The organism is Stenotrophomonas sp. JAG2, from assembly GCF_041080745.1.
GTDB lineage: Bacteria > Pseudomonadota > Gammaproteobacteria > Xanthomonadales > Xanthomonadaceae > Stenotrophomonas > Stenotrophomonas maltophilia_AA.
The window spans coordinates 195942-212160 of sequence record NZ_JBEUMH010000002.1 but is presented as its reverse complement, the minus strand read 5'-3'; the positions used below and the strand labels follow the sequence as shown (position 1 = coordinate 212160).

The 16219-nt window shown below is 64.7% G+C and carries 14 protein-coding genes; 8 read left to right on the top strand and 6 right to left on the bottom strand.

Features of this window, described 5'->3' with window-relative positions:
- The first annotated feature begins 18 nt into the window (after positions 1-18).
- From AB9O74_RS03040 to AB9O74_RS03025, 4 genes are all read left to right on the top strand, one after another.
- Positions 19-1659 carry a GMC family oxidoreductase gene (locus AB9O74_RS03040; RefSeq protein WP_319206139.1) on the top strand — a complete coding sequence of 547 codons (1641 nt, stop codon included), beginning with the start codon at positions 19-21 and terminating at the stop codon, positions 1657-1659.
- Positions 1656-3053, top strand: a complete 1398-nt coding sequence (locus AB9O74_RS03035; protein WP_369348372.1) for a cytochrome c — start codon at positions 1656-1658, stop codon at positions 3051-3053. Before AB9O74_RS03040 ends, AB9O74_RS03035 begins: the two co-directional genes overlap by 4 nt.
- Positions 3050-4321, top strand: coding sequence for a carbohydrate porin (locus AB9O74_RS03030; RefSeq protein WP_369348371.1), 1272 nt, complete (start codon positions 3050-3052; stop codon positions 4319-4321). Before AB9O74_RS03035 ends, AB9O74_RS03030 begins: the two co-directional genes overlap by 4 nt.
- 132 nt (positions 4322-4453) lie before the next feature.
- Positions 4454-5038: a hypothetical protein gene (locus AB9O74_RS03025; protein WP_369348370.1), complete on the top strand. Its 585-nt coding sequence runs from the start codon at positions 4454-4456 to the stop codon at positions 5036-5038.
- Here the strand turns inward: AB9O74_RS03025 and AB9O74_RS03020 are convergent.
- On the bottom strand, positions 5006-5446 hold the full coding sequence (locus AB9O74_RS03020) for a response regulator (RefSeq protein ID WP_369348369.1): 441 nt from the start codon (positions 5444-5446) through the stop codon (positions 5006-5008). The genes AB9O74_RS03025 and AB9O74_RS03020 overlap by 33 nt on opposite strands.
- A gap of 137 nt (positions 5447-5583) precedes the next feature.
- Between AB9O74_RS03020 and AB9O74_RS03015 the strand changes: the two genes are divergently transcribed.
- Positions 5584-5940 carry a YkgJ family cysteine cluster protein gene (locus tag AB9O74_RS03015; RefSeq protein WP_346477304.1) on the top strand — a complete coding sequence of 119 codons (357 nt, stop codon included), beginning with the start codon at positions 5584-5586 and terminating at the stop codon, positions 5938-5940.
- A gap of 158 nt (positions 5941-6098) precedes the next feature.
- Here the strand turns inward: AB9O74_RS03015 and AB9O74_RS03010 are convergent, their stop codons facing one another.
- Positions 6099-7148 (bottom strand): YiiX/YebB-like N1pC/P60 family cysteine hydrolase, encoded by a 1050-nt coding sequence (locus tag AB9O74_RS03010; protein WP_369348368.1) that lies wholly within the window; start codon positions 7146-7148, stop codon positions 6099-6101.
- Between the two features lie 393 nt (positions 7149-7541).
- On the opposite strand from AB9O74_RS03010, the gene AB9O74_RS03005 reads away from it, so the two are divergent.
- On the top strand, positions 7542-8147 hold the full coding sequence (locus tag AB9O74_RS03005; protein WP_369348367.1) for a hypothetical protein: 606 nt from the start codon (positions 7542-7544) through the stop codon (positions 8145-8147).
- Between the two features lie 434 nt (positions 8148-8581).
- Here the strand turns inward: AB9O74_RS03005 and AB9O74_RS03000 are convergent, their stop codons facing one another.
- From AB9O74_RS03000 to AB9O74_RS02985, 4 genes are read right to left on the bottom strand one after another with little or no spacing between them, the layout of a single operon-like run.
- A complete protein-coding gene (locus tag AB9O74_RS03000; protein ID WP_369348366.1) occupies positions 8582-9694 on the bottom strand; it encodes an ABC transporter permease in 1113 nt (370 codons plus the stop codon).
- Complete coding sequence (locus tag AB9O74_RS02995; RefSeq protein WP_369348365.1) at positions 9691-10878, bottom strand: ABC transporter permease; 1188 nt, start codon at positions 10876-10878, stop codon at positions 9691-9693. The genes AB9O74_RS03000 and AB9O74_RS02995 overlap by 4 nt, the downstream gene beginning before the upstream one ends.
- Positions 10875-11891 carry an HlyD family secretion protein gene (locus AB9O74_RS02990; RefSeq protein WP_369348364.1) on the bottom strand — a complete coding sequence of 339 codons (1017 nt, stop codon included), beginning with the start codon at positions 11889-11891 and terminating at the stop codon, positions 10875-10877. Before AB9O74_RS02990 ends, AB9O74_RS02995 begins: the two co-directional genes overlap by 4 nt.
- Positions 11884-13236 carry a TolC family protein gene (locus AB9O74_RS02985; RefSeq protein ID WP_369348553.1) on the bottom strand — a complete coding sequence of 451 codons (1353 nt, stop codon included), beginning with the start codon at positions 13234-13236 and terminating at the stop codon, positions 11884-11886. Before AB9O74_RS02985 ends, AB9O74_RS02990 begins: the two co-directional genes overlap by 8 nt.
- A 340-nt stretch (positions 13237-13576) precedes the next feature.
- Between AB9O74_RS02985 and AB9O74_RS02980 the strand changes: the two genes are divergently transcribed.
- Together AB9O74_RS02980 and AB9O74_RS02975 are read left to right on the top strand one after the other, a co-directional pair.
- Entirely contained in the window at positions 13577-14596 is a 1020-nt protein-coding gene (locus AB9O74_RS02980) for an alpha/beta hydrolase (RefSeq protein ID WP_369348363.1), read from the top strand.
- Positions 14596-16215: an amidohydrolase family protein gene (locus AB9O74_RS02975; RefSeq protein ID WP_369348362.1), complete on the top strand. Its 1620-nt coding sequence runs from the start codon at positions 14596-14598 to the stop codon at positions 16213-16215. Before AB9O74_RS02980 ends, AB9O74_RS02975 begins: the two co-directional genes overlap by 1 nt.
- Positions 16216-16219 lie beyond the last annotated feature (4 nt).

The following is a 16219-nucleotide window of genomic DNA, read 5'->3' as shown; positions in this document are numbered from 1 at the left end:
AGCTCTGGAATCCCTCTCATGAAAGCTCCGGTTTTCCGTGATGGCGACGCCGATGCCGACGTCGTGATCGTCGGTTCGGGCGTCGTCGGTGCGTTGATCGCCCACCAGCTGGTGCGTGCCGGCAAATCCGTCCTGGTCCTGGAGGCCGGCCCGCGCTTGAACCGTTCCGATGTGGTCGAGAACTGGCGCAACGCCAGCTTCGAACGGCGCATCGGCAGCGACTTCCAGGGGCCGTATCCGCAATCGAAGTTCGCGACGGCACCCCTGTATTTTCCCGCCAACGATTACGTCGGCCTGACCGGCCCCGATGCCAGCAGCTTCCACCAGGGCTTCATCAAAGCGGTCGGTGGCACCACCTGGCACTGGGCGGCCTCCTGCTGGCGCCATCTGCCCGTCGACTTCAAGATGCAGTCCGCGTACGGCGTCGGCCGCGATTGGCCGATCAGCTACGAGGACATCGAGCCGTATTACTGCCGCGCCGAAGAAGCCATGGGCGTCTCCGGGCCGAACGATCCGGCGCAGCAGAGCCCATCGGAACGCTCCAAGCCCTACCTGGCCGACATGATTCCCTGGGGCAACGGTGACAAGGTATTCGCCGAGGTGGTCAATCCGCACGGCTACAACCTGGTGCCGATCCCGCAGGGGCGCATGATCAAGCCCTGGAACGATCGCCCCGCCTGCTGTGGCAACAACAACTGCCAGCCGATCTGCCCGATCGGGGCGATGTACAACGGCGTGCATACCGTCGAGGCCGCCGAGGCACTGGGCGCCAAGGTGCTGGCCGAAGCCGTGGCGTACAGAATCGACACCGACGCACAGAACCGGGTCACCGCCATCCACTGGTATGACAGCGACAAGGTCAGCCACAAGGCCACCGGCCGCAGTTTCGTGATCGCCTGCAATGCGCTGGAGACGCCGCGCCTGCTGCTGCTCGCGGCCAACGAACAGAACCCGAACGGCATCGCCAATTCGTCCGATCAGGTCGGGCGCAACATGCTGGACCACTCCGGCTTCCACTGCTCGTTCATTGCCGATCGGCCGATCTGGCTGGGGCGCGGGCCGGCGCAGTCCAGCTGCATGGTCGGGCCGCGCGACGGCGCGTTCCGCTCGGAGTACTCGGCCACCAAGATCATCCTCAACAACATCAGCCGCGTGGCGATCGCCACCGACCAGGCGCTGAAGATGGGGCTGGCCGGTGAGGCTCTGGACGCGGAAATCCGCCGCCGCGCGATCTACGGGGTGGACCTGTCGATCAGCCTCGAGCCGCTGCCCGACCCGACCAACCGGCTGACGCTGTCCAAGACCCGGGTCGACGGCCACGGCCTGGCCTGCCCGGACATCCATTACTCGCTGGGCGATTACGCGCGCAAGGGGTACGACAAATCGTGCGAGCAGCTGCGGCACATCGGCACGCTGTTCAATGCGGAAGAGTTCGTGATCACCACGGCGCTCAACGCAAACAACCACATCATGGGCTCGACCATCATGGGCGCCGATCCGCGTGACTCGGTGGTCGACGGCGATTGCCGCGCGCATGATCACCCGAACCTGTGGCTGCCGGGCGGCAGCGCGATGGTCTCGGCCAGCGTGGTCAACAGTACCCTGACCATGGCCGCGCTGGCCCTGCGCGCGGCCGATGCCATCGAGCGTGCGGCATGAAGACCCTCCTGCTCATCACGATGACTTTGCTGGGTGGCCTCAGCCAGACCGTGCGCGCCGACGATACGGTGGAGCGCGGGCGCTACCTGTCCGTGGCGGCGGATTGCGTGGCCTGCCATACCAGCCCGAAGCAGGGCAAACCGTATGCGGGCGGCTACGCGATCGCCTCGCCGCTGGGCGAGATCTGGGCCAGCAACATCACCCCGTCCAAGAGCCACGGCATCGGCAACTACAGCGAGGCCGATTTTGCCAAGGCGGTCCGCGAGGGCGTGCGCAAGGACGGTGCCCATCTGTATCCGGCGATGCCGTACACCTCGTATGCCAAGCTGACCGACGAGGACATCCACGCGCTGTACGTGTATTTCATGCAGGCGGTGGCGCCGGTCGATGAGGAGGCCCACGCGACCGAACTGCCGTTCCCCTTCAGCGTCCGCTCGTCCATGGCAGTGTGGAATCTGCTGTTCCTGGACAAGAAACCGTTCCAGCCCGATCCAGCAAAAGACGCGCAGTGGAATCGCGGCGCGTATCTGGTGGAAGGGCTGGCACACTGCTCGAGCTGCCACAGTCCGCGCGGATTGATGATGCAGGAAGTGGGCGGCAAGGCGTTCGCTGGTGGCTCGCTGGGCGACTGGTACGCGCCGAACATCACCTCGCACCCGATCAGTGGCATCGGCGGCTGGACCGATGAAGAGCTCGCCCAGTACCTGAAAACCGGCCGTGTGGCCGGCAAGGGACAGGCGGGCGGTGGCATGGCCGAGGCGGTGACCAACAGCCTTTCCAAACTGCGCGATGAGGACATCCGTGCCATCGTGACCTACCTGCGCACCGTGCCGGCGGTGGCGGACAAGGACGCCACCCGTGCTGCGTTTGCCTGGGGCGATGCCGCTAACACACCGGGCGAGCAGCCGGTTCGTGGCACGGACGCCCCCCTCGCGTCCGGTGCGGTGCTGTACTCCGGCCTCTGCGCAAGCTGCCACGGTTCGCGAGGCGAGGGCAGCCAGGACAGCTACTACCCGTCGCTGGTGCACAACAGCACCGTGGGCATGGCCCGTCCACAGAATCTCGTGGCCACCATCATCGGCGGCATCGACCGCGAAGTGGATGGCGAGCACGTGCTGATGCCGCATTTCTCGGAAGGCTCGTTCGTCCAGGCCTTGAGCGATGCCGACGTCGCGGCCGTCGCGAGCTACGTGCGGACGAGCTTTGGCCCCGGCGACCAGGTCACGGAAGCCGAGGTCGCGCTGATCCGCGACGGCGGCGAGAAGCCGCTGCTGGCCAAGATCGCACGCCTGTGGCTGCCGCTGCTCATCCTGGGGCTTGCGGCCTTCATAGGCGTGATCCTGCTGCTGCGACGCGCCTGGAAGAAACGCACGCAGCGGAGGGCCTCGGCATGAAGCGCACGTCTCTCCTGGCCAGCCTCGCGCTGGTGGCATTCGCGGCCAGCGTGCCGGCGTGGGCGGCCGACCCGGACGCCCCGAAACCCAAACCCGTCGACACCATTGCCCAGACGCCGCTCAGTGCCGACTGGGCGGCCCGGATCTGGCTGCAGGACCGTGGCGTGACGCCGAGCGCCCGCATCGTGATCGCCACGGGTGTCAACAGCGATGGCTATAAAGGGACCGGCTGGTCCACCGCCGAACACGTCGATGTTGGCGCCCTGATCGATACCGGCAAGGCCTTCGGCTTCGACGGCACGATGCGCGTAGTGCTCTCCGACCGTTTCGGCAATGCGGTCAATGACCGTTCGACCGGCTCCTATGTGCAGAACCAGGCCTTCTATGGCCAGGGGCAGAACCTGCGCTTCAACGAGCTCTCCTACGAGCGGTGGCTGCTGGACAAGCGGCTGAGCCTGAAGGGTGGGTTCTACTCGATGGGCAACGACTTCGGCGGCTTGCCGTACACCTGCAATTTCAACAACAACGGCCAATGCGGCCATCCGCTGGGACCGATCTACAGCTCCGGCTGGCTGGACAATCCGACCGGCCAGTGGGGCCTGCGGGTGAAGTGGGCCGATCCCTCGGGCTGGTACGCGCAGACCGGCATCTACGATGTCGTTCCGATGCGCAAACAGGCCAACAGCGGGTTCCGCGTGTCCGATCGTGGCAAGACCGGCCTGTTCCTGCCCGTGGAAGTGGGCTACAGCCACGGCAACACCGGGGAGCATTACGGCGGCACCTACAAGGTCGGCTATTACCTGGACACGTCCAACGCCGACGACATCGGCAATCCGGCCGCACCGCGCGCGTCCCATCGCAGCGGCTCATACATCCAGCTGGCGCAGCGCGTTCTGAAGCCCGAGGGCGACACGGTGCGCGGGCTGTCAGTGTTCGGGGTGGCGACACGTGCGGATGCCAGGACCGGCCTGATGCGGTACTCGTGGGAAGCCGGGCTGAGCTGGCGCGGCGTGGTGGCATCGCGCGAGGATGATGTCCTCAGCCTGGCGTGGACCCGCCTGGACATTTCCGATCGGCTTGCCCAATACCAGCGCATCACCGGCAAGGACGTGCAGAGTAACGAGCAGTTCGTTGAACTGAACTACGGCGTGCAGGTCACGCCGTGGCTGATCCTGCGGCCCGCGGTGCAGTACGTCGCGCGCCCCGGGGCGTATGAGAGCCGGCCGGACAGCTGGGTGTTCACGCTGCAGGCGCAGGCGACGCTTTGAGGGTCGAGGGCAGGGCGTCCGTATTGCGGGCGCTCTGCCTCGCGGTATCGCGGCGTATCACCTTCGCGGTGGGCAAAACCCGTGGTGAGTGAGGGTCGCTACACTAGGCGGCCACAGACAGGATCCTCCCCGTTGAATCCCCGCACTCTGACCTCCGCGCTGCTTCTGGCAGTCATCGGACTCGCTTACGCGCCGATGGCGCTGGCCTCGAACCCCGCCCGCACCTCGGTCCCCACCCGGACGCAGATCAATCAGGCGTTGAAGCTGGTCAACTGCAAGGCTGATCGCAAGGCCTTCAGGACGCTGGCGTTCGCCATGCGCGACGTTCAAGACAGCGGGGAAGCGAAGGCGGGCTGGCAACCGATCGCCACGGAAGGTGAGGCCGATGGCATGCCGCCGGGCAACATGATGGGTGTCATCGCGGAAATGCGGCTGCCGGCCCCTGTGCGTGTCTTCGGGCAGGAGACCACCCGGTTGATCCTGTCGCGCATTTCCATCGTCGCGGCGTTCGATGATCCGGACGTTGCCAGGGAACTCACCGGGACGCTGGAACTGGAGGGCCGGGGAGCAGAGGCATCGCCGGGCGGGATGCGAGTGGTCCAAACCGCGCCCGAGGAGCACGGTGATGGCATCGAGGTCATCGCGCTGGTAGCGGATCGGATCGAGAGCGACCCGTCGCCGATCTCAGTCGCCGGCTGCCTTTACACCACCCGATGACGCCGGTCGCCGGGTCAGTGCCTCCTCGACGCGCTGCTGCAGCACCTTGACGTCGAAGGGCTTGCTCACGAACGGCACCTGCTGATGCGCGCGTGGCACGACCTGGTAATACACCGCCGAGGCGAACAGGAAGGGCGTTCCCAGGGCCGCGAGGCGGTCTGCCACGGGGAACACCGGCCCGTCCCGGAGCTCGACATCCAGAATGGCGGCATCGAAGCGCTGGTGGGCGATGACGCTGAGCGCATCGCTCACGGAATAGGCGGCAATCGCCGTATGACCCGATTCGTTCAGCACTTCGATGAACAGCCGGGAGAGCTCGATCTCGTCTTCGACGACCAGTACGGTACGACCAGCAGAAGCAACAGCAGAACGGTTCATGGGGGTGGGGGCGGAGAAGGAGAGGGGCATGGTCTGCCTTCGGGTGTCAACGACGGGCCAAGGCCGTTTTCCTGTTTGTTGACACGGGTCCGGCCGGCGCCTGATGCGTGCCCCGGGCGCCACGGTTGTAAAATGACCTCCCGTTGATGCCGCCGAGGCCCATCCCGATGCCCTATACCAACCGCGACGCGATACAGCGGTTGCGCGAGCAGATTCCCTCGTTCCGCTGCGTGGTGGGATGCCACGACTGCTGTGGCCCGGTCACCGCCTCCAGCGAGGAAGTGGCGCGCCTGCCGGTCAAGAGCGATGCCGAGCATGCCGCCGCGCTGGCCGAGCTGAGCTGCCCGTATCTGGGCAGGAACGGCTGCGAGGTCTACGAAGAGCGGCCGTTGATCTGCCGCATGTTCGGCACCACGCCGACGCTTCGCTGCCCCAATGGCCAGCGGCCGGTGTACATGCTGGACGAGGCGGTCGAGAAGGAGATTCATCAGTTCCTGCGCAGTACCCGGCAGGTGCTGATCTAGCCGGCAGCGGACCCGGGCGCGGCTCCCATCAGTTTGACCGACGTGCGCCGAGGCGCCACAAATTTGTAGTTGACGAGCCAGATCCGGCACTTGGTTGCCACGCAAAAGACAGGCACTTTTGTCTTGCAGAAAAAGCACTCAAACCGTCGAACTGAGTGTTATTGCTCCGTATCTATAAGTACGGCTCGCATTTTGGACCACGCATCTTTCACCTTTGCATAGAGTTCCAGGTCGGAGGCGCCAAGGGTCATGATGGACTTCATCCTGTCCCTTGCCTGGATCATCCGTTGCCTGTGCAGCTTAGCGAGTAACACAAATGATCGTAGCGTGACGATTTGCCTAAACTGCATATAGTGACTGAAGGAGTTATTGAAAATATCAACCCCAATAACGTATTCATCCCGCAGAATTTTGTAGGGAGAACCGTCACTCTTGGAAAGTAGTTTTGAAAACACCCGATCATCGTACCGGTGTGGATTCGCCAAGCGATCTAGTGTGAAATCCTCCAGGTATCCGCTGCGCTCCAGCAAGTGGGCTAGAATCGAATCTAGCTCAGGGTGGGCGACAGTAGCCTCAAACGCCTCCTTGATGGTCATTACGGCAAATCCGTTTTGCCGCGCGTGCTCCGCAAATGGCCGAAGCCAAGCGTATGTATTTTCTTGATGGATTTTTACGGTATCTATCGTCTCCGCCAGCGCCAGTTCCGCCGGGGTTGCAGGCCGCGTTGCGCCATGAACGATCTTCGCTGCAGAATGGTCGACAAGTCCTCCAGGAAAGCAGTAGTCTGGATTCCTGACCAAGTGAATCCCTGCACTCGCATACGCTTGAGCCACTAAGCGGGAACAATACTGCTGGTCCGAAATCGCTTTTACCTCACTTTTCCTTAGTGCAGCTGACAAGATCGCTTCAGGTATCGAATAGATCGAGCCACTAAGATTGAGTGCAAATTGGCATGCCGAATTGATGGCGAGGTCATCCACCCCTTGCAAGCGATAGACATGCGATGTGTTCGCTGGAAATAGTTTGCGCTGCGGATTTGTCGTGAATACACCGTCCTCGTCTGCGTGCACAACTGTATTTTTTACATACAACATCGCATGTGAATACTGGCTCTTCGTTGCCCTGCGAATAATTCCACTTAGCTTTTCAGCACTAGTGGATAGAATTATATCGCCCCGCTTTAGAGTTGAAATGTCATATGTATGCATTTCGCAAGAATCCCAGCGCCGCTCTCGTCTTTCCATATTTTTTTATCCTAGAATCGTGCCGATGCCAAATGCTTATTTGCCGCTTCCTCATTCTCGCCATGATGCGACAATGCCGACCATAGATCTAGAGTGAGTTCGATTGAGCCCTGCGAACTTCGGGCCACGTCGACGGAAAGGCGCCTGTCGCACCACCTGCTGTCAAGGGTCATGTGCGACAAAGGTCAGTTGGTCATTTTGATCGCATCTGCCGCGACATATTTCAGTGCTATCCGTCAAAACTACCTTGGACAAGGAGCGAGGGGCGGGGCAGTGCGTCGCTGAGCACTGATAGGCTGTCGACGGTCGATGGCTCAGTCGTTACACTTCGCACAAACAGGGATGATGATTAACTCTATGGCGACCCGTGCTTACCAGCGCCGCGAAGCGGCATTTCGACATAGTGAAATTCGCGAGTTAACCTGCTCAATTGTCGAAGCTCTATTCGCCACTGAAGCGCCGCAACTTGAGCTTCGGGATACCGAAGACCACGATCTATTGGCAGTTCAGGATTGGCGCGATAGCTGGCCGGAAGCCATGGTTCACATCAAGCCGAACTGGGAATGGGAGATCGAGAGGCGAAAGATCATTCGCCGAGAAGCTAGGCTGGATCTCGCCATATGTAGCGGCGAAACCTTGCAGGGGATTGCACTCGGGCGCGTCAGCCGTCGAAGAGTTGTCGCGACAATACACTTCATGGAGCGCAATCCGTCCCGCAACCCTTTTGAGGACCTCGTCGGTCCTATTTGCGTCACGTATCTGGAAGAGCTTGCGAAATTGCTGCGATGCAAAGAGATTTGCATCGATAGACCAGTGGAAGCGCTTTTGGACTATTACGCCGCATTGGGGTTCTCGCGCGCGATTAGAAAGGGGCGGCGCATTGTTCGACTTGTGAAAATCATACCTGTTGACGAAAGTCAAGCTGTATCGGACAATCATGTTGCAAACGGAGAAGCCCTATGATCAAGGTTAAGAAGATAAAGGCTTTGAGGCCTGCCAAGTCGTCTGGACTTTTGGTCGAGACTAAGCGCGCCCATGTTCGCTTGGAGGAGGTTCGGTCCGGCAAGGGGTCCGCGGAGCGTTCAATGTGGGTTAGAGCCAGCGCGCTGGTTCTGAGGGATCTGACAAAGAAGGCGGAGGCTAGCGGAGTAAGCTTGGGCGGGGTTTTGGCAGGGCGAGTGCGCAGGATCGTAAAGGCGCCGGCTACGACGATATCCCCCCGTACGTCAGCACATAAGACTGGCAAGCGCACTCCATAGCAGCGCAATCGATTCGCAACGACCGCTGGATTGCGCGGTAGGTACAAGAATTTTTCAAGCGTCCCACCTGAGCATAGAACGCTATAAAAGCAGCTGGGAGCTTTGTCCCAGCGGCGATTGGTTCATGTTTTTATAGCGTCAACGTGATCTGCGTGCCCCAAGGCGCCACACCGCCAGGCCGCCATACAGGACCAGCAGCGCCACCAGCGTCCACAGTTCGTGACTGACTTCGCCCAGGCTCGCATCCATCTGGTTCAGGCGCACCATCAGGTTGATGCCGGGCGTGGTGGGCAGCAGGTGGGCCAGTGCCACCAGCGCAGGCGGCGAGGTGACCGCCGGCCAGGACAGGTTGGCCAGGAAGAACAGCGGGATCGAGCAGGCGATGACCACCTGGAACGCACGCTCGCGGGTGGCGAAGAAGCTGCCGACGAACAGCCCGAACGCCACGGTGGCGGCGATGAACAACGTGCCGCCCAGCAACTGGCCGATGGGATTGCCGCCGCGTGGATAGTCCTGCACCCAGGCAGTGAATCCCGCATAGTAGAGCAGCCCGAGCAGCCCGATCGTGCCGAAGCCCGCCGCCATGCCGGCCAACGTCGGCAGGTCGAAGCGCAGGCGGCGGCCCAGCGCCAGCCGACGCGCGCCGAGCAGCACGCCGATGCCCATGAGCAGGGTCTGGTGCACGATCAGTTCGGCCACGCCGGGCACGATGGCACTGCCGTAGCCCTCCTGGGTGTTGTACAACGGGCGCTGCACCAGGGCGATCGGCGGTGCCTGTGGCGCGCCCATGAACGCCGCCTGGGACACCGCAGCCTCGCGGGCAAAGGCGGTCAGGGCATCGGCCACGCCGCCCAGCACCCAGCTGGCGCGGCCCAGGTATGCCCCGTTGCCCATCAGCACCAGGTAGCCATGGCCCCCGCGCAGGATATCGCGTTCGAGGTTGGCCGGGATCAGCAGGATGCCCTCGGCCCTGCCGGCCTCGATCTCTTCGCGGGCCTGGTCGACGCTGGCCGGCTGCTCGACGATGCGGACCGTGCGCAGGGCATCGACCCGGCGCAGGAGTTCCCGGCTGGTGGCGCTCTGATCGTGGTCGACCACCACGATGGGCAGGTTGCTGGCCACCTGGTGGCGGTAGGCGGCGGGGTAGAAGAACGAGTAGAGCACCACCGCGCCCACCATCAGCACCACCGCATAGCGGTCGGTGAGTGCCGTGCGCAGGGTCAAGCGCAGGCTGGAGGCGAAACGGCTCATGCGCCAGCCTCGTTCTGCGCAGCCGGCGGTAGCGGATCTGGGCTGCGGGCGGCGGCGATCAAGCGCCAGCCACCGATGCCGCCGGCCACGATAACCATCAGCAGCAAGGTGCCCAACGGCCACAGCGAGACGCTCCAGGGCGCGCCGACGAATTGTTGCTGGGTCTGCACCTTGACGTAAGCGGTGAGCGGCAGCAGCACGTTCCAGATCCGGGTGAACAACGGCGCGTCCACCACCGGGAAGGTGGCGCCCGAGAATGCCAAGGCCGTGCCGATGCTCAGGCCGATCGCGGAGAGGGACGTGCCCATGTCGCGGGTGAGCCCGACAAACAGCAGCGCCACCGCCGCACAGGCCAGATAGAACAGCGGCTGGGCCAGCATCAGCAGCAGCGCACTGCCTGCGATGCCGTCGCCGCGGAGCAGGGCCAGGTAGAGCACGCCCAGCGCACCGTAGAGCGAGAACAGCGCGACATACGGCGCGATCTTGCCGGCGATGGCCGCCCACGGCGCGGCGCCCAGCCAGTCGCGCAGGTGACCATCACGGACTTCACGGCCGAGGCTGGCCGCCACGGCAAGAGCGAGCCCCAGCGACAGGACCGCAGGGAACAGCAACGGCAGCAGGAACAGCTCGTAGCTGCGTGCCGGGTTGTGCAGGATGTCCGATTGCACCGCGATCGGCGGCGCGCGCAGCGTGGCCGGGCCCACCTGTTTGGCGATGCGCTCGCCCAGCAGCCGCGCATTCCAGGCGCTGACCGCTTCAACGATATCCCGAACGGCCGACTGGCCGGTGGTGAGGTAGGTGGCGTTGTAGTACGCAAACACCGTGCCCTGGCGGCCGCGCAGCGCACTACGTGTCGCATCGCGCGGCACTAGGACCACCGCGAATACCTCCAGCCGACGTATCTGTGATTGCGCATCGGCCAGGCTGGACGGCTGGCTGGTCACGCGCACGCCGGGGCTGGCATCGAGCATCCGCGTCAGCTGGCGGCTCTCGGCACTGCGATCAAGGTCGACCACCGCGATCGGAATATCACGCATCACCGAGGCGGCGAACAGCCAGGCCATCACGCCCAGCATCAGCGCCGGCAGCAGGGTGACCAGCAGCAGATCGGCGCGGTCCCGACGCAGGTGATGCAGTTCGCGCTGCAGCGAGGCGGTCATGCCCGCCCACACCGGACGATTCATCCCTGCGGCCACGCGAACAGCACGCTCATCCCCGGTCGGAAACCTTCGATACGTGCGACCGGGCGCAGCCGGATCTCGAAGCTGCGCACGTCATAGCCGGAGGATTGGCGGGTGGCGCGCCAGGTGGCGTAGTCGCCGGCCGGATTGATGAAATACACCTCGAACCCGGCATCGCGATCCAGCGCGGGGACGTTGCCGCGCAGCCGGCTGCCCACCTTCAGGCCGCGCATCTGCGACTCACGCAGGTTCACCGAGACCCACATGTGATCGATGTCGACCAGGGTGAACACCGGGTAGCCGGCCGGCACCAGCTCGCCGATGTCGGACATGCGTTTGTTGATCTCGCCCGCCACGGGTGCGCGGCCGTTGACCTCATCACGGGCGGCGTTGACCTCGGCCACCGCGCCTTGTGCCTGGCGCACCTGGCCCTGCGCGGCGCGCTTGTCCTGGTCGCGGGCACCCGCCAGCGCCTGGTCGTACTGCGCACGCGCCGCATTGGACAGCTCGCGCGAACTGCGCGCCTGGGCCAGGGCTTCGTCACGTTTCTGCCGCGTCATCACCCCTTCGTTGAATAGGTTCTGCACCCGCTGATAGGTGGCGTCGGCGAGGGTGGCACCGGCCTCGGCGCGTCTCCAGTTGGCCTGCGCGGCGCGGATGTCCTCGCTGCGGGCGCCTTCGTCGGCCTTGTCGGCCACGGCGCGCGCCGCGTCCAGCGCGCCATGCGCCTGTTCTTCCTTGGCGGCGACTTCCGGGCTGTCCAGCACGAACAGCACCTGGCCGGCCTTGACCCGGTCGCCCTCGCGCACCTTCAGCTCGGCCATCCGCGCGGTGATCTTGGCGGCGACGTTGACAGTGTCGGCGTCGGCCATGCCCTGCAACTGTTCGGCCGGGGTACGCCAGGCCAGCCACAGGCCGACCACCACCACGATCGCCAGCACCAGCACGATGAGGATGCCGAGCTTGCGCTTCTTCGGCGGCGGCGCGTCGGCCGGTGCCTGCAATGTGTCATTCATGCGCGATCACCTCGTCGCCGCGGCGGCGGAATTCTTCATATCGATCCATCTGTCCACTGATCTCCAGCAGCTGTGCCAGTGCCACGTCATACTGATAGGCCGCCTGCGCGCGTTCGACCTGCGCGCCGCCCAGCCCCAGGCGTGCATCGATCACGTCCAGCGAGGTCGCTTGGCCTTCGCGGAACGCCAGCTCCTGCAGGCGCAGGTTCTCACGGTTCTGTTCGATGCTGCTGTCCAGCAGCAGGTACTGCTGGCGTGCGGTGTCCAGTTCGTACCAGGCCTTGCGGACGCCGAGCGTCACCTGGTTCTCGGCCTCGCGCAGGCCGGCTTCGGCCTGCTCCTGCTGCGCGCGGGCGGCGCTGATCTGCGCCGGACGCGAACTGGGTGACAGGAAGGTGTACTTCAGGCCGATGCCGAATGCCCAGTCCGGATCGGTAAGCATTTCATCGCGACGACGGAAATCGTACTGGCCGAACAGGAACACGGTGGGCTTGAGCTTGGCCTGCTGAACCCGCACGCCTTGCTCGGCCTGGGCCACCAGGGCACGCAGCCGCGCGATCTGTGGCTGCCGGGCCTGCGCATCGCGTTCGAACGTGGGCAGCGCACCGATCGGCGCCCGGTGCACGAACAGGGGCGACAGCGGCCGGACCTCACCACCACTGCGGAGCAGGGTGGCCAGCGCCGCCTTCAGGGTCTGGAGATCATTGAGCGATTTCTGGTATTCGCGCTCGGCCTTGTCGCGGGCCACGTTGGCCTGCAGGCGCTGGGCGCGGGTGGCAAAGCCTTCGCGCTCCAGTTTCAGGGCATCGTCGAGGTGACGCTGCAGGCCGTCGCGCACGTCACGGCGCACGTCGACCGCCTGTTCCGCCAGGCGCTGGCCGAAATAGGCCTGGGCCAACTGCACGCTCAAGGATTGCCGTTGCGATTCGCGCTCGGCGCTGGCCTGGTCGGTGGCGCCGGCCGCAGCCTGCTGCGCGGCCGGGATCAGGCCGCCGGTGTACAGCGGCAGCACCGCGGTCACCACCGGACGGGTCCGCCAATCGCGCTCGGTGAACTGCAGGGGCGAGTCGATACCGAAGGCCTCGGCGACGGGGGCCAGCGAGCCGAGGGGCAGGGTCAGGGTCTTCTGGAACTGCAGGCGACGCACTTCCCCGGTGATCTCCGGCAGGCGCAGCAGGCGGGTGGCGTCCTGCAGGTCCTGCTTGTTGCGCACCGAGGCATCCGCAGCGGCGAGGGCATCGGACACCTGTTCCAGGCGCTGCTGGGATTGCTGCCAGTCCAGGGCGGGAATGGCGGCGTCACCGGGTGCGACCTGGGCGACGGCAAGAGCACTGCAGAGCAGCAGGGGGAGACTGGAAAGTCCTTTTAAAGCGCGCGTTGGCGGCCAGTGCCGGCTCACGAGGGGGCAGCTCCGTGGGGTGTGACGGCAAGAGGGTAGTGTGCGTCGCGTGAAGTGCGGGTCTTCACAACGGTGACCGCGGCCAGTGCGCCCGTGGCGCGCTGCAGATTGACAATTCTCCTATTAGGACGTTTATATCCTATCCGGGACGCTTCGCGGCCGTCACGGCCACCCCGTTCCTACGCCTTCCGCCGATCACAACCGCGGTGTGGCACGCGCTTCAGTACGCCATTCAAGAGAGCACGACATGACAGCAGTAAAGGGTTGGCGGCGGTTTTGGCGATGGGTGAAGTGGATCCTGCTGGGTCTGCTCGCGCTCGTGATCCTTCTCACCCTGATCGGGGTGGTGTACGAGGCGCTCGCGCGCCGCAGCGCGGCGACCGACCATCCGCTGCGTGGGCAGATGGTCGATATCGGCGGGCGCCAGATGCATATCGAGTGCCGCGGCAGCGGCTCGCCGACCGTGATCTTCGAATCCGGGCTGGGCACGGGCGGGACGATGGATTGGACGCGGGTACACGACCGGATCGCCGGCTTCACCCGTGCCTGCGCCTACGATCGCGCCGGCATCATGCGCAGCGACGCCAAGGACACCCCGCAGCGTGCGTCGGCCGTGGCCGATGACCTGCATGCCCTGTTGAAAGGCGCCGGCATCACCGATCCGCTGGTGCTGGTCGGTCACTCCATCGGCGGGCCGTACATCCGGACCTATGTCGGGCGTTACGGCGGGCAGGTGGCCGGCCTGGTGATGGTCGACCCCTCGCACCCCGACCAGATCGCCCGGCTCGGCAGCGTGGTGAGCATCGATGTCCATCCGAAGAAGGTGTCGCTGTTGATGCACACCGCGACGGCGCTGTCGCGGACCGGCCTGGTGCGCTTCTTGTTCTCGCGCGCCGATCATGGCCCGCGACCCAAGGATGAGGCCGCAGAGATCACGGCCTTCTCCAGCGCCTCGGTCACCGGCGCGACCGCCGAACTCGACGGCTTCGACAGCACCATGGACGATGCCCGCGCGGTGACGTCGTTTGGCGACCGCCCGGTGATCGTGTTGACCGCGTTGAAACCGTTCAAGCCCGATGAGCTGGAGAAGATGGGTCTGTCGGCAGAGGAGGGCGCCCGGTTCAAGCAGGAATGGCGCACGCTGCATGCCGAGCAGGCCGCCCTGTCCAGCCGCGGGCAGCAACAGATCGTGAGCGACTCGGGCCACTACATCCAGATCGATCAGCCGGATCGCGTGGTTGCTGCGGTCCGCGAGGTGGTGGATGACGTGCGCGCTGACGGGCGTACCGACAAGGAGATGAAATGATGAAGCGCACCCTGCTCTGGGCGGGCCTGTCCATGCTGCTGGCCACCCACGTGGCGGCCGCCGACCATGACCTGGTGATCCGTGGTGGCCGCGTGCTCGACGGCGCCGGCAATCCGTGGGTCCGCGCCGATGTGGCGATCAAGGACGGCCGGGTGGTCCAGGTCGGCCAGGTCCCCGGACACGGCACCCGCGAGATCGACGCCACCGGGCGCTATGTATCACCCGGCTTCATCGACATGATGGACCAGTCCGGTGCAGCGCTGCTCAAGGACGGCGCCGCGGAAAACAAACTGCGCATGGGCGTGACCACGCTGATCGGCGGCGAGGGTGGCCCGCCGGTGCCTGCCTCCGGGATGCCCGGCTACTTCAAGCAGCTGGAAACGCAGGGTATCGCGGTGAACTTCGGCACCTACTACTCCTCGACCCAGGCCCGCGTGCATGTGATGGGTGATGCCGCGGGCGCGCCCACGCGCAAGCAGCTCGATGCCATGGGCGAGCAGGTCAAGATCGCGATGGAGGCCGGCGCGTTCGGCATCTCCAGTGCGCTGATCTATGCGCCCAGCAGCTTCCAGAGCACCTCGGACCTGATCTCGCTGGCCAAGGTCGCCGCCCAATGCGATGGCTTCTATGCAACGCATATGCGTGACGAGAGCGAGGGTGTGGTCAAGGCGATCGAGGAAGCCATCGAGATCGGCGAGAAGGGCGGGGTCAAGGTGGAGATCTTCCACCTCAAGGCGGCCTACGCGCCGGAGTGGGGCAAGCTGATGCCGCAGGCGCTGGCGACGATCAATGCCGCACGCGACCGTGGCGTCGATGTCGCCGCCGATCTGTATCCCTACACCGCCGGTGGCACCGGCCTGGAAATCATCGCGCCCAGCTGGGTCTGGGCCGACGGTCTCGAGAAAGGCATTGAACGCGTGCGTGACCCCAAGGTGCGCGAGCGGATGAAGAAAGAGGTCGCGGCGGGGTCAATGCCCGGCTGGTCGAACCTGGTGCATGCCTCGGGCGGCTTCGAGAATGTGCGCCTGGCCAACAGCTTCAGCGACAAATATCGGCGGTTCCACGGCAAGACGCTGGCCGAGATCGGCAAGGAACTGAATCTCGATCCCGCGGACGCGGCCTGGGACATCGCGCTCGAAGGGTTGCCCAATCGCGCGGTTGCGCTGTACTTCATGATCAGCGAACAGGACGTGCAGCTCGCGCTGCGCCAACCGTGGGTCAGCATCGGTAGTGATGCCGCGGCGGCGGTGAACTACGGCAGCGACGGCGCCATCGGCCTGCCGCACCCGCGCGCCTATGGCACCTTCCCGCGCATCCTCGCCGAGTATGTGAAGCGACAGCACGTGCTGACGTTGGAGGATGCGGTGCGCAAGATGACCAGCTGGCCGGCGCAGCGGATGGGGCTGAGCGATCGCGGGTTGATCCGCGAGGGCATGCGCGCGGACATCGTGCTGTTCGATCTGGACACACTGGATGATGTAGCGAGCTGGGATGCACCTGCTGGCGCGCCGACCGGCATCGAGACCGTGATCGTCAACGGCGTGGTCGGCTTCGAGGGCGGCAAGCACACCGGCGCCAGGGCCGGCTCGGCGCTGCGCCATCAATGCCGCACGCGCTGAAAGA